Here is a 13,095-nt window from a genome sequence, read left to right as displayed (position 1 = left end):
CCGCGGGGCGTTGCTCACGCCACCGTTGATTGAACAGATGGTCAGATGTAGTCATATGGGGTGATCGCACGAAAGATGGCCGCGCTGCTCGCGGCCGCCGCCCTGGTGCTGACCGGCTGTGGCGCCGGCACCGGCGCCGGCGGCACCGGGACCCCCGACCCGGCCGGTGAGCTGACCGTGGCCCTGCAGTTCCCGCCGCGCGCCGACTACGCCTTCGACGCCGACGACGGCGCCCGGCTGCAGTCCCTCGGCGTCGCCGAGACCCTGACCACGGTCGACGCCGACGCCCGCCCGGCGCCGATGCTCGCGACGGCCTGGGAGCAGCAGGGCAACGCCTGGCGGGTCACCCTGCGCCAGGACGTGCGGTTCCACGACGGCACCCCGCTCACCCCGGACGCCGTCGTCACGGCGCTGCGCTACGTCGCGGGCGTCGAGGCCCCGCCGCGGGCGATCCGGGGCATCGGCTTCGCCGTCACCCCCGACGGCGCCGACGCCGTGCGGATCACCACCACCGAGCCCGACCCGGTGATGCCGCTGCGCCTGTCCAGCGGCAACCTCGGCATCCTCGCGCCCGCCGCCTACGCCGGCGGCGGGGCGCCGGCCTACCTGCGCACCGCGACCGGCCCGTTCGTGCTGGACTCGGTCAGCGGCGCCGACTCCGCGCAGCTGGTCCGCAACGACGACTACTGGGGCGAGCCGGCGGGTGCCGCCCGGGTCACCGTCCGCTACGTCGAGGACCCGCAGGCCCGCGCGCTGGCGATCCAGGCCGGCGACGTCCAGTTCGCCGAGGGGCTGCCGCAGGCCCAGCTGGCGCAGGTCCGCGCCGCCGGCGCCGAGGTCGTCGAGTACCCCAACGCGCGCACCGTGCCGCTGCAGCTCAACCAGTCCGCGACGCCGTTCTCGGACCTGCGGGTCCGCCGGGCCGTCACCGCGGCGCTCGACCGCCCGGTGCTGGCCCAGCAGGTCCTCGCCGGTGGGGCCGCACCCGCGGCCGACCTGTTCGGCGCGGCCGTGCCCTGGGGCGAGACCGCGCCGCCGCCCGGGGCCGACGTCGCCCGCGCCCGGCAGCTGCTCGCCGAGGCCGGCTACACCGAGCAGAACCCGCTGACGGTGCGGCTGTGGACCTTCCCGAACCGGCCCGAGCTGCCCGCGCTGGCGAACGCGATCCAGGCGATGCTCGGTGCCGCCGGGGTGAAGGTCGACATCACCGTCGGGAACTACGAGGCCCAGGAGCCGAAGGTCCTCGCCGGTGACTACGACATGTTCCTCAACTCGCGCAGCTACCTGTCCGACTTCCCGGACGCGGCGAGCACGCTGACCTCGGACTACACCTGCGACGGCAGCTACGCCATCGACCAGTACTGCAACCCCGCCTACGACGCGCTGGTCGACCGGCTCAACTCCACCGAGGACCCGGCGGCCCGCCAGCAGCTGTTCGGAGAGGCCGCCGCGATGCTGACCCGCGACGCCGTCGGCGTCATGGTCGTGCACCCGCGCAACACCGCCGTGCTGCGCGGCGCCACGGGCTTCGTCCCCGACCCGCTGCAGATCCGCCCGGTGCTGCCGCAGCTCTCCCCGACCACGGGGTGATCGGGCTCCTGCTGCGCCGGCTCGCCGTCGTCGGGCCGGTGCTGCTGGCCGCGTCGGTGCTGGTGTTCGCGCTGCCGCGGCTGGTCGGCGTCGACCCGGCGCGGGCGGTCCTGCGGGCCCGCAGCGCCGAGGCGGTGCCGGACCCGGCGACCGAGGCGCGGCTGCGGTCCTCGCTGGGGCTGGACGCGCCGGTCACCGAGCAGTACCTGCGCTGGCTGGGCGGGGTCCTGCGCGGCGACCTCGGCCACGGCTACGTCGCCCGGACCCCGGTCGCCGGGCAGATCGCCGACGCCGCGGCGGTCTCCGGGCTGCTCGCGGTGCTCGCGCTCGCCCTCGCGGCGGTCGTCGGCATCCCCGCCGGGGCCTACGCGGCACGCCGGCCCGGCGGACTGCTCGACCGGTTCCTCGGGCTGGGCACGGTCGCCGGGGTCGCGGTGCCGGAGTTCGTGCTCGCCCCCTGGCTGGTGCTGGTGTTCGCGGTGTGGGCCGGGGCGCTGCCCGCGCTCGGCTGGGGCGACCCCGCCCACCTGGTCCTGCCGGTGCTGACCCTCGCCGCCTACCCGGGGGCCCTGGCCGCGCAGCTCGTCCGCGCCGAGACCGCCGGGGTGCTGGCCCGGCCGCACGTGCTCGTCGCCCGGGCCAAGGGCCTCGGTGCGCACCGGGTCCTGTGGCGGCACGGCGCCCGGCTCGCGACGACGTCGGTGACCGCGCTGGCCGGGATGTTCGTCGCCGGGCTGCTGGGTGGCTCGGTGGTGGTCGAGGTCGTGTTCGGCATCCCGGGGCTGGGGCGGCTGCTGCACCGGGCCGTCGTCGCGCAGGACCTGCCGGTGGTGCAGGCGGGCACGCTGCTCGTCGTCGCGGTCGCGGTGGTCGCGGGGGTGCTGGTGGAGGTGCTGGCGACGGCGCTGGACCCGGTGCTGCGCTCGGCGGGGTCACGGTGAGGCCCCGGGTGCGGACGGGGTGGTGGGTCGCGGCCGGGGTGGCCGCCCTGGCCCTGGCCGCGCCGGCATTCCTGCCCCACCCCGACGCCGTCGACTTCGCCGGGATGCTCGCCGGGCCGTCCGCGGCGCACCCGCTGGGCACCGACCAGCTCGGCCGGGACCTGCTCGCGCGCACCGTCCACGGCGGACGGCTGACCGTCGGGCTGGCGCTGTCCGCGGTGCTGGTCACCGGGGTGTCCGGGGTGGCCGTCGGGTCGCTCGCCGCGGTCGCGGGCCCGGTCGGGCGAGCGGCGATGCGGGTGGTCGACGTCCTGGCCGCGATCCCGGTGGTGCTGTTCGGGCTGCTCGCCGCGGTCGCGCTGGGTCCCGGCGTCGGGTCGCTGCTGGTGGCGGTCACGGTGATCGCCTGGACCCCGTTCGCCCGGCAGGCCTACCTGCTCGCGCTCGCCGAGCGGCAGCGGGAGTACGTGACGGCGGCGGTCGCCCTCGGCGCGGGGCCCGGTCGGGTCCTGACCCGCCACGTCGCGCGGAACCTCGTCCCGCCGCTGGCCGCGCACGCCTGCGTCCGGTTCGCGAGCACCCTGCTCACCGTCTCCGGGCTGTCCTTCCTCGGGCTCGGCGTCCAGCCGCCGACCGCGGAATGGGGCGCGATGGTGGCCGAGGGCCGCGAGTACCTGTTCGGCGCGCCGCAGGTGGTGCTCGTGCCCTCGCTGGCGGTCGTGCTGACGGCCGGGACGGCCCTGTGGTGGGGACGCCGGTGGGAACGGGTGGGTGCCCGGTGAGCTCAGGCCGCGTGGACCTGCCCGCCCGCGGGGTCGAGGGGCCTGCCCAGCTCGGGGAACCAGCGGAACGCCTCCGGCCTGCCCTCCCAGTCGCAGCCGGCGCACTCCGGGCCGTCGTGCGGGTGCTCGTCCACGATGCCTCCCGATCGTTGTTGCCATCACTGTGCAACAGAGCGTGTCGGGGTGTGAACCCTCCGGTCGGAGGGGCAGGGTGAGGGACGTGGGCGACGGGGACGACGTGGACGACGTGGACGACGTGGCCGGGTTGCTGAGCGCGTACCTGGCCGACCCGTACGCGGGCTGGAGCATGGGTGCGCCCGGCGCGATCGCGGAGTTCGTGCGGACCCCCGACGAGCCGGTCGGGTCGTCCGGGCGGGGCACGGTCGTCACCGCGCGCGGCGGGATCCGGATCGAGCCGCACCCGTCGACCCGGCCGCTGGCCTACCGGACGCCCGTCGGCCCGCACGAGCACTGGAACCACGCGGTCGCGCTCTGTCTGCCCGCGCCCGCGGCCCGCGGGGCCGCGCGGACCGCCGTCACCGTGCTCGGGCCCGACCGCTCCGCGCTGCGGCGGGCCGACCGCGACGCCGTGCTCGTCGACCTCGGGCTGGGCACGACCACGGTGGACGCCTGCGTGCGCACGGCCGACCCCGACCTGCTCGGGCTGCTGCACCGTGCCGCGGGCGGCCCGCTCGACGGCGCGCTGACCACCGCGCTGGTCGAGGCGGGCCCGCACCGCGTGTTCACCACCGCGCTCGGCCGGGTCGAGGTGTACGCCGCGATCCCGCCGCCGGAGGGTCGCTCCCCCGACGGGCCGCACACCCACCTGCTCCCGCACGTGCTGCGCGAGGGCCGCACGCACGCGGCGACCGTGCCCGTGCCCGCCGGTCACCTGCCCTGCGCGCACCTCTACCCGGCGCACCCGCTGACCGACCTCACCGGGCGTCCGATCCCGTTCGACCCGACCCGGGCGGCCGCCTTCGACGGGCTGCTGGAGCGGTTCGGGGATCCGGACCAGTGGGCGGTGACCGCCGGGGTGGTCCGGGCGGTCGCGGCGGGGGAGGCGCCCGGGCCGCGTCCGGCGACGGCGCCCGGCCGGGCCGCGCAGGCGGTCGCGCTGCGGGTGCTCGCCGTCGCCGGTGGGGCGGACCCGGCCGTGCTCGACGCCTGGCGCGGCCGGACCGGCGCGGACGGGCTCCTCGACCCGAGCGGCGACCGCAACGCGGGCTGACGGCCCTCAGCCGATCCCGGCGTACCCCGGCCGGCCGGTCGCCCGCCGGTGCTCGACGCCGTCGAGCACCAGTGCGACCTTGTCCAGCACGTGCTCGCGCGGCTCGTTCATGATCGCCTCGACGCCGGGGCGGACCTGCTCGTCGAGCGAGTCGAGGTAGGCCCGGGCGGGGTCGGACAGATCGCCGGGGCCGCCGCCGGGCCCGCGCACCCAGCGGGTCTGGTGGGCGCCGTCGGCGACGATGTCGAGCACGGCGTCGGCCACCCGCACTGCGGCCGACGTCCCGAAACCCGCGCCGTGCAGGGCCGCGACGATCCGCCGCATCCGGTCCCCGGCGACCGCGCTGAGGTCCGCCCCGAGGTCCTGGATCAGGCCGGAGTAGCGGAGCAGCAGGTCGAACGTCAGCGCCGCCTCGGCCTCCAGGAACGCCCGCCAGCCCTGCGTCGTGTCCGGCAGGGCGGTGCGGGCGAACACCAGGGCCACGGCCGCGGCGGCGATCTCCTCCAGGCCGTCGACGTAGCGGTAGAGCGTGCCCGGCGCGACGCCGAGCCGGTCGGCCACCGCCGCGACCGACAGCCGGTCGACACCGACCTCGACGGCCGCCTCGACGATCTCCTCGCGGGTCAGACGGGGCTTGGGTCCCGGACGGTTGCCCGCCCGCGCACCGGAGGTGGGTGTCACTCGACGACCGTACGACGGAGGGGATTGCGAACGCGATTCATGGATAGCTAAGGTTTGCCTTACTGAACGGAGGTGGGCCGTGCTGATCCGATCGACCGTCCTGGTCGTGGCAGGGGTACTCGTGCTCGCGGGATGCGGGGCCGGTGACGGCGGCGCCCCCGTCCGGGGCGCGGCCGCGGACGCCGCGTTCCCGGTGACGGTGGTGCACGGGCAGGGCGAGGCCGTCGTGCCCGCCGCGCCGCAGCGCGTCGTCGTGCTGGGGGCGGGCGACGCGCAGATCGCGAGTGCTCTGGGTGCCCCGGTCGTCGGCGCGGTACGCAACCCCGCGTCGCCGGACGGGTCGTGGCGCGGGGTCGACCCGCCCCTGCCGGCCACGGTGTCCACGCTGGACTCCCTGGAGCCGGACCTGGAGGCCGTCGCCGCGCTGCGGCCGGACCTGATCCTGATGACGACCGCCCAGCCGACGTTCGCCGCGGTCTACCGGCGGATCGCGGACATCGCGCCGACCGTCTCCTACCGGACGGCGCTGCTGCAGGACCCGGGTGAGGACCTGACCCGGATGATCGGCGCCGCGCTCGGCCGTCCGGAGGCGGCCGAGGAACTGATCGCACGCTCGGACGCGCAGCTGACACGGTTCCGGGCCGAGTTGCCCGCCGGGCGCAGCTACGTCTTCGGACAGTACGTCGGCGGGACCGCCTACCTGGTGACGGCCGCGGACGGACCCTCGGTGCGGTTCTTCGACCGCATCGGACTGCGGCTCCCACCCGCGGTCGCCGCGCTGCCGCCGTGGCAGGCCGGCATCTCCCAGCTGCCCGACGAGCAGCTCGGCCTGCTCGACGTCGCCGACGTCGCGCTGATCGGCGTCCCGACCGGGGCCGACGGCGCCGCGCTCACCGCGCGACCGCTGGTCGCCCGCGGACCGCTCGTCCGCGAGGGCCGGCTGCACCTGGTGTCCACCGACGTGGCCGCTCTGCTCCTGACGCCGAACCCGGCGTCCACCCCCGCCCTGATCGAGACCCTGCGTCCGCTGCTGGAGGCATCGTGACCACCCTGACCGACCAGGTCGCCCCGCCGGCGGCCGCACCACCCGATCCGCCGTCCGGTCCCCGGGCCGAGGCGTCGGCGCTGTCCGAGCTGCTGCGCCCGGTCGCCGGCCGGATCCGGGTCGCGCAGGTACTGGCTGCGGTCGGCGCCGTCGCGGGGCTGGTCCCGTTCGTCGCGCTGGCCGGGCTCGCCGACGCGCTGCTCGAGCCCGGGCCGGTGGACCGCGGGGCGGTCACCGGGGCGGTGTGGCTGATCGTCGTCGGTCTGGGGGCCCGCGGCGGGATCACCGGGCTGGCCCTGGCGATCACCCACTTCGCCGACGTCCGGCTGCAGGCGGTGCTGCGCCGCCGGATGACCGCCCACCTGGGACGGGTGCCGCTGGGCTGGTTCTCCGAGCGCACCTCGGGGGTGGTGCGCAAGGCCGCCCAGGACGACGTGCACGACCTGCACCAGGTCGTCGCCCACCATCCCGTCGAGTGGGTCGCGGCCTGGGTGCTGCCGCTCGCCGGTGTCGGCTACCTGGCCTGGCTGGACTGGCGGCTGGCGCTGCTCGCGCTGGTCACGGTGCCGTTCTACGCCGCGGCCTACGCCTGGATGATGCGTGGCTACGCCGCGAAGGTCGAGCAGATGAACGCCGGGAACGCCCGGATCAGCTCCGCGGTCGTCGAGTTCGTGTCCGGCATCGCGGTGGTCAAGACCTTCGGCCAGGCCCGGCGCGCGCACCGCGGCTACGCCGACGCCGCCCGCGACTTCGGCCGCTTCTACGCCGAGTGGGTCGGCCCCATGCTGCGGCTCGAGGCCCTCTCCACGATGGCGATCTCCGCACCCGTCGTGCTGCTCGTGTCGTGTGCGGGGGTGCTGTGGTTCGTCGACGCGGGATGGGTCACCCCGGTCGAGGCGATGACCGGGATCCTGGTCTCGCTGGTCGTCCCGACGACGATCACCGCCCTCGGCTTCGGCGCCGCCAACCGGCGCACCGCTGCCGCGGCCGCGCTGCGCATCCACGACCTGCTCGCCACCCCGGTGCTACCGGTCCCCGCCGCGCCACGCGTCCCGGACGGGCACCGCGTCGAGCTCGACGGCGTCCGGTTCGCCTACCCCGGCGGCCCGGAGGTCCTGCGCGGGATCGACCTCGACGCCCCGGAGGGGACGGTGACCGCGCTGGTCGGGCCGTCCGGTGCGGGCAAGTCCACACTGGCCACGCTCGTCGCCCGGTTCCACGACGTCACCGCGGGTGCGGTGCGGATCGGCGGCGTCGACGTCCGGGAGATCGCGCCCGAGGTGCTGTACCGCCACGTCGGCTTCGTCCTGCAGGACGTGCAGCTGGTGCACGGCACCGTCGCCGACAACGTCCGGCTCGGCAGGCCCGATGCGACGGAGGACGAGCTGCACGCCGCCTGCCGGGCCGCGCGGATCCACGACCGGGTCCTCGCGCTGCCCCGCGGCTACGACTCCGTGGTCGGGCAGGACGCGCTGCTGTCCGGGGGCGAGGCGCAGCGGGTGTCCATCGCCCGCGCGCTGCTCGCCGACACCCCGGTGCTGGTGCTCGACGAGGCGACCGCGTTCGCCGACCCCGAGTCCGAGGCCGAGATCCAGGACGCGCTGTCGGAGCTGGCCCGCGGTCGGACGGTGCTCGTCGTCGCGCATCGGCTCTCGACCGTCGTCGGCGCCGACCGGATCGCCGTGATCGACGGCGGGGTCGTGTGCGAGTCGGGCACGCACGACGCACTGCTGGCCCGCGACGGTCGCTACGCCGCGATGTGGGCCGCCCACCGGGCTGGGGAGGAGCTCTCGTGATCACCGACCTGCTGTTGATCCTCGGTCCCGCCCACCGGCGGCGGCTGTTCGGCTACCTCGCGTGGGTGACCGCGTTCGGCGTGGTCCAGGGGGTTGCGACGGTCCTGCTGGTGCCGTTCCTGGAGGCGCTGCTCGCCGGGGACACCGCGGCCGCGCTCGCCTGGACCGGGGCGCTGCTGGTGGCCGTCGTGGCGGCCTGCGTGCTCTACAACGTCCAGGCCATGGCGGGGTTCGGCGTCGCGCTGGTGGTGCTGACGACACTGCACGAACGGGTCGGCGACCACGTGTCCGCGCTGCCGCTGGGCTGGTTCTCCGCCGAGCGGGTCGGCAGGCTGTCCCGGATCACGACCGGTGGGACGATGACCGTCGCCGGGCTGTTCGCGCACCTGCTCACGCCGCTGGTCGTCGCGGTCGTGACCCCGGCGACGATCGTGCTGGCGATGCTGCTGTTCGACCCGCTGCTCGCGCTGGCGGCGCTGGTCTGCGTGCCGGTGCTCTGGCTCGCGTTCCGGGCGTCGGCGTCCTGGGTGGGGCGCGGTGACGCCCTCGACGACGCGGCCGCGGTCGAGGCGGGCAACCGGGTCGTCGAGTTCGCCCGCACCCAGCGGGTGCTGCGGGCCTTCGGCCGCGGCGCCGCCGGGCACCGGCCGCTGGAGGACGCGATCGACGCCCAGCAGCGGGCCGGCCGCCGGTCGGTGTGGCTGGCGACGGCGGGCATCGTCGCGGGCGGGTTCGCGGTGCAGGTCGCGTTCAGCGCACTGATCCTGACGGGCACCCATCTCGTGCTCGGCGGGTCGCTGGACTCGGTCCGGATGGTCGCGCTGCTCGCGCTGGCCGCCCGGTTCACCGGCCCGCTGGCCGAGGTCGGCGACTACGCGGGCGTCGTCCGGATCGCCCGCAACGACCTGGGCCGGCTGGTCGCGGTGCTGCGCGAGGAGCCGTTGCCCGAGCCGCACTGGTCGGCGCAGCGGCACGAGCGGGGCGCCGTCGAGCTGGACGGGGTCGGCTTCGGCTACGACCCGTCGACGCCGGTGCTGCGCGGGGTCACGCTGCGGGTCGCGCCGCGTGAGACGGTCGCCCTGGTCGGCGCGTCCGGCTCGGGCAAGACCACCGTGACCCGACTGGTCGCGCGGTTCTGGGACGTCGACTCCGGCACCGTCCGGGTCGGAGGGGCCGACGTGCGCGACCAGACCACCGAGGACCTGATGGCCCAGCTCGCGCTGGTCTTCCAGGACGTCTACCTGTTCGACGGGACCCTGGAGGACAACGTCCGCCTCGGCCGCCCGGACGCCTCCGCCGCCGACGTCGCGGAGGCGGCCCGGCTGGCCGGGGTGACCGAGATCGTCGAACGGCTCCCCGACGGCTGGGCCACCCGGGTCGGCGAGGGCGGCACCTCGCTGTCGGGCGGGGAGCGCCAGCGGGTGTCGGTCGCTCGCGCCCTGCTCAAGGACGCCGACATCGTGCTGCTCGACGAGGCCACCGCCGCGCTCGACCCGGAGAACGAGCGGTTCTTCACGGAGTCGATGAGGGTCCTGGCCCGGCGAAGCACCGTGCTGGTGATCGCGCACCGGCTCCCGACGGTCGTCGCGGCGGACCGGATCGTCGTGCTGCACGACGGCGGGATCGCCGAGGCCGGGACGCACGCCGAGCTGCTGGAGCGCGGCGGCCGCTACGCCGCCTTCTGGGAGTCCCGCCGCCGCGCCCGCGGCTGGCGGCTGATCGGATCGGAGACCCCGTGAGCCAGGACCTGCCCGCGTACGCGCTCTGCCGGGTCGTCGGCGTCGAGCCGCTGACACCGCGGATGCGCCGGATCACCCTCGCCTCCGACGACCTGCTCGGTGCCCGGCCGGTCGCACCCGACCAGCAGGTGAAGATCTTCCTCGCCCGCGACGGCGGCGTGCCGGAGATCCCGGCCGCGCCGGAGGACGGCAGCGGCGTCGCGGGCTGGTACGTCCGCTACCTGGCCGTGCCGGAGGAGCGACGGCCGTGGATGCGGTCCTACACGGTGCGGGCGCTGGACCCCGACGCCGGCCGGATGGTGGTCGACTTCGTCCTGCACGGCGACGGCGAGCCCGGCGGCGGGCACGCCGGCCCGGCGAGCCGCTGGGCCGCCCGCGCCGCGATCGGCGACGTCGTCGGGGTGCTGGGGCCGGCCGTCGCCGGGTACCGCAGCCCGGACGGCGAGCCGGTCCGGCTGCTCGTCGGGGACGAGACCGCGCTGCCGGCGATCGCCGCGATCCTCGAGCAGCTGCCGCCGGGGACCCGGGCGGTCGCGGTGGTCGAGGTGGACGGCCCGGCCGAGGAGCAGGAGCTGCCCGGGGCCGACGTGCACTGGGTGCACCGCGGCGGCGGCTCGCTGCCCGACGCGGTGCGCGCGGTCGAGCTGCCCGAGGGGCCGGTGTTCGCCTGGGTCGCCGGGGAGGCCTCGGCGGTGCGGGCGGTCCGCCGGCACCTGGTCGGCGAGCGAGGGCTGGACAGGCGGCGGGTCGCCTTCACCGGGTACTGGCGTCGTGATCTCACCCAGGACGACGCCCCCACCGAGCAGGACATGGCCGACGTGGCCGAGCAGCTGCCCGCGCCGGACGGTGCCGCCTCCGGGTGAGCGAGGACCCCGGGCCGGTCGGCGCGGGCGGCCCTCAGGCCTCCGCGGCCGGTTCGGGCGCACCGGTGGCGGACCACCGCTGCTCGACCCGGCCGAAACGCCACACCGCGATCGCGACCAGCCACGCGACGACGAACAGGCCGACGATGCCGTAGCCGGCGTCGTCGAGCGGGACGTCGGCGATCGCGACGAGCGGCCCGGAGGTGGTGCCGGTCTCCTGGACGAGCACCCCGACGAGCTCGATGGTGCCGATGACCAGTGCGACCGCGACGGACAGCCCGGTGATCGTGATGTTGTAGTAGACCTTGCGCACCGGCCGGGCGAACGCCCAGCCGTAGGCGACGTTCATGAACACCCCGTCCACGGTGTCGAGCAGGCTCATCCCGGCGGCGAAGAGGACCGGCAGGACGAGGACCGCGTAGAACGGCAGTGCGAACGCCGCGGCGCCCCCGGCGAGGACGAGCAGCGTCACCTCGGTCGCGGTGTCGAAGCCGAGGCCGAACAGGAAGCCGATCGGGTAGATGTGCCACGGCCTGCGCACCGCGCGGGTCAGGCCGCCGAGGAAGCGGTTCATGACGCCGCGCTTCGCGAGGTGCTCCTCGAGCTCGGCCTCGTCGTACTCGCCGCGGCGCATCCGGCGGAACACCCCGACGATCCCGACGAGCACACCCAGGTTGACCAGGCCGATGATCCACAGGAAGACGCCGGAGACCGAGGACCCGACGACGCCGGTCACGGCGTGCAGGACCGAGCTGTCGTCGCCGACCTGCCTCGCCAGCGCCCGTACACCCACGCCCAGCAGGAACGTCAGTCCGAACACGACGGTGGAGTGCCCGAGGGAGAACCAGAACCCGACCGACAGGGGCTTGCGACCGCCGTCGGCGAGCAGCTTGCGTGTGGTGTTGTCGATGGCGGCGATGTGGTCGGCGTCGAAGGCGTGCCGCAGCCCGAGGGTGTAGGCGAGCACCCCGATCCCGACGCCGAACACCCCGGTGGCCCCGAGGCTGTAGTGCGCCGGGGCGACGAGGAACACGAGCACCCCGAACCCGGCGAGGTGCAGCAGCGCGACGAACGCGGCCATCCCGGCCAGGGAGCGGCGGTCGTGCCGGTCGAGATCGGCCCGGAAGCGGCGGGCGGGGGCGGAGCGGGGGACGGACATCGGTGGCTCTCCTGGGCTCGGGGGCCGGCCGGCGCGGTCGGTGTCGTGACCCCGTGACGGTGCGCCGTCCACCCCGCGTTGTCATGGCTGTTGCCCGGGAATGGCGACAGAGGTCCGCGTCTGTCGGGTTGATCCCTCCCCGGAAGGTCAGGTCCGCGGGCCGGGCCGGTCACCCGGCCCGGCCCACCCCCTCAGTCCCAGTCCAGCGACCCACCCGTCCGGTACTCGGTCACCCGCGTCTCGAAGAAGTTCTTCTCCTTGCGCAGGTCCATGGCCTCGCTCATCCACGGGAACGGGTTCTCCGGCTCCCCGAACAGCGGGGCGAGCCCGATCTGCTCGGCCCGCCGGTCGGTGATGAACCGCAGGTAGCGCTCGCAGGACTCGGCGGTCAGGCCGAGCATCCCGCGGGGCATGGTGTCGCGGGCGTAGGCGACCTCCAGCTCGCACGCCTCGTGCAGCATCGTCCGGATCTCGGCGGCGAAGTCGGCCGTCCAGAGGTGCGGGTTCTCGATCTTGATCTGGTTGATGCAGTCGATGCCGAAGTTCAGGTGGATCGACTCGTCCCGCAGGATGTACTGGTACTGCTCGGCGATGCCCACCATCTTGTTGCGCCGGCCGAGCGAGAGGATCTGCGCGAACCCGGTATAGAACCACATGCCCTCGAACACCACGTAGAACGCGACGAGGTCACGCAGGAACGCGCGGTCGTTCTCCGGGGTGCCGGTCCGGAAGTCCGGGTCGGACAGGGCCCGGGTCCAGCGCAGCGCCCAGGCGTCCTTCTCGGTGATCGAGGGGACCTCGCGGTACGCGTTGAACAGCGCGCCCTCGTCGAGCCCGAGCGACTCGCACACGTACTGGAACGTGTGGGTGTGCACGGCCTCCTCGAACGACTGCCGCAGCAGGTACTGGCGGCACTCGGGGTTGGTGAGGTGGCGGTACACCGCGAGCACGATGTTGTTCGCGACCAGCGACTCCGCGGTGGCGAAGAACCCGAGGTTGCGGGTGAGCATGAGGCGCTCGTCGTCGGTGAGCCCGCCGGGGGAGCGCCACAGCGCGATGTCGGCCTGCATGGCGACCTCGGTCGGCATCCAGTGGTTGGCGCAGCCGGCCAGGTACTTCTCCCAGGCCCAGGTGTACTTCAGCGGCAGGAGCTGGTTGACGTCGGCGCGCGCGTTGATCATGCGCTTGTCGTCGGCGTCGATCGGGGCGGCGCCGCGGGCGATCTCGCCCAGGCCGCTGGCGTTCTCGGTGCTTCCGGTGGGCTGCAG

At 75.3% G+C, this 13,095-nt stretch carries 12 protein-coding genes; 8 read left to right on the top strand and 4 right to left on the bottom strand.

Going from position 1 to position 13,095, the window contains the following annotated elements; all coding sequences use genetic code 11:
* Window positions 1–60 precede the first annotated feature (60 nt).
* Genes ND486_RS04225 through ND486_RS04215 form a run of 3 tightly spaced genes read left to right on the top strand, consistent with a single transcriptional unit; the run spans window position 61 to window position 3,313 of the window.
* Window positions 61–1,590 carry an ABC transporter substrate-binding protein gene (locus tag ND486_RS04225; RefSeq protein WP_251782911.1) on the top strand — a complete coding sequence of 510 codons (1,530 nt, stop codon included), beginning with the start codon at window positions 61–63 and terminating at the stop codon, window positions 1,588–1,590.
* Window positions 1,587–2,531: an ABC transporter permease gene (locus ND486_RS04220; protein ID WP_251782910.1), complete on the top strand. Its 945-nt coding sequence runs from the start codon at window positions 1,587–1,589 to the stop codon at window positions 2,529–2,531. Before ND486_RS04225 ends, ND486_RS04220 begins: the two co-directional genes overlap by 4 nt.
* An 8-nt stretch (window positions 2,532–2,539) precedes the next feature.
* Complete coding sequence (locus ND486_RS04215; protein ID WP_251782909.1) at window positions 2,540–3,313, top strand: ABC transporter permease; 774 nt, start codon at window positions 2,540–2,542, stop codon at window positions 3,311–3,313.
* 2 nt (window positions 3,314–3,315) lie between these two features.
* Here the strand turns inward: ND486_RS04215 and ND486_RS28815 are convergent, their stop codons facing one another.
* The gene (locus ND486_RS28815; protein ID WP_255624188.1) at window positions 3,316–3,447 is read right to left on the bottom strand and encodes a hypothetical protein; all 132 of its coding nucleotides are present in this window, start codon (window positions 3,445–3,447) and stop codon (window positions 3,316–3,318) included.
* An 86-nt stretch (window positions 3,448–3,533) separates the two neighbouring features.
* On the opposite strand from ND486_RS28815, the gene ND486_RS04210 reads away from it, so the two are divergent.
* Window positions 3,534–4,544: a hypothetical protein gene (locus tag ND486_RS04210; protein WP_251782908.1), complete on the top strand. Its 1,011-nt coding sequence runs from the start codon at window positions 3,534–3,536 to the stop codon at window positions 4,542–4,544.
* A 6-nt stretch (window positions 4,545–4,550) separates the two neighbouring features.
* Here ND486_RS04210 and ND486_RS04205 read toward each other — a convergent pair whose 3' ends face one another.
* Complete coding sequence (locus ND486_RS04205) at window positions 4,551–5,225, bottom strand: TetR/AcrR family transcriptional regulator (protein WP_251782907.1); 675 nt, start codon at window positions 5,223–5,225, stop codon at window positions 4,551–4,553.
* A gap of 79 nt (window positions 5,226–5,304) precedes the next feature.
* Here ND486_RS04205 and ND486_RS04200 point away from each other — a divergent pair, with 79 nt between their 5' ends.
* From ND486_RS04200 to ND486_RS04185, 4 genes are read left to right on the top strand one after another with little or no spacing between them, the layout of a single operon-like run.
* Complete coding sequence (locus ND486_RS04200) at window positions 5,305–6,270, top strand: ABC transporter substrate-binding protein (RefSeq protein ID WP_251782906.1); 966 nt, start codon at window positions 5,305–5,307, stop codon at window positions 6,268–6,270.
* The gene (locus ND486_RS04195) at window positions 6,267–8,066 is read left to right on the top strand and encodes an ABC transporter ATP-binding protein (RefSeq protein ID WP_251782905.1); all 1,800 of its coding nucleotides are present in this window, start codon (window positions 6,267–6,269) and stop codon (window positions 8,064–8,066) included. The genes ND486_RS04200 and ND486_RS04195 overlap by 4 nt, the downstream gene beginning before the upstream one ends.
* Window positions 8,063–9,805, top strand: a complete 1,743-nt coding sequence (locus ND486_RS04190) for an ABC transporter ATP-binding protein (protein WP_251782904.1) — start codon at window positions 8,063–8,065, stop codon at window positions 9,803–9,805. The genes ND486_RS04195 and ND486_RS04190 overlap by 4 nt, the downstream gene beginning before the upstream one ends.
* Window positions 9,802–10,668: a siderophore-interacting protein gene (locus ND486_RS04185; RefSeq protein WP_251782903.1), complete on the top strand. Its 867-nt coding sequence runs from the start codon at window positions 9,802–9,804 to the stop codon at window positions 10,666–10,668. Before ND486_RS04190 ends, ND486_RS04185 begins: the two co-directional genes overlap by 4 nt.
* Before the next feature lie 34 nt (window positions 10,669–10,702).
* Here the strand turns inward: ND486_RS04185 and ND486_RS04180 are convergent, their stop codons facing one another.
* Both ND486_RS04180 and ND486_RS04175 read right to left on the bottom strand, forming a co-directional pair.
* Window positions 10,703–11,827 carry a HoxN/HupN/NixA family nickel/cobalt transporter gene (locus tag ND486_RS04180; protein WP_251782902.1) on the bottom strand — a complete coding sequence of 375 codons (1,125 nt, stop codon included), beginning with the start codon at window positions 11,825–11,827 and terminating at the stop codon, window positions 10,703–10,705.
* Window positions 11,828–12,018: 191 nt separating this feature from the next.
* Window positions 12,019–13,095: a ribonucleotide-diphosphate reductase subunit beta gene (locus ND486_RS04175; protein WP_251783010.1), complete on the bottom strand. Its 1,077-nt coding sequence runs from the start codon at window positions 13,093–13,095 to the stop codon at window positions 12,019–12,021.

Source organism: Pseudonocardia sp. DR1-2 (genome assembly GCF_023717215.1).
In the GTDB taxonomy this organism is placed as follows: Bacteria; Actinomycetota; Actinomycetes; order Mycobacteriales; family Pseudonocardiaceae; genus Pseudonocardia; species Pseudonocardia alni.
The sequence above is the reverse complement of the archived record's forward strand: the minus strand, read 5'-3'. Positions and strand labels throughout refer to the sequence as shown.

Bases quoted from the DNA above. Each gene is read 5' to 3' on its own strand.
- ND486_RS04180 (WP_251782902.1), bottom strand. From the start codon at position 11,827: ATGTCCGTCCCCCGCTCCGCCCCCGCCCGCCGCTTCCGGGCCGATCTC.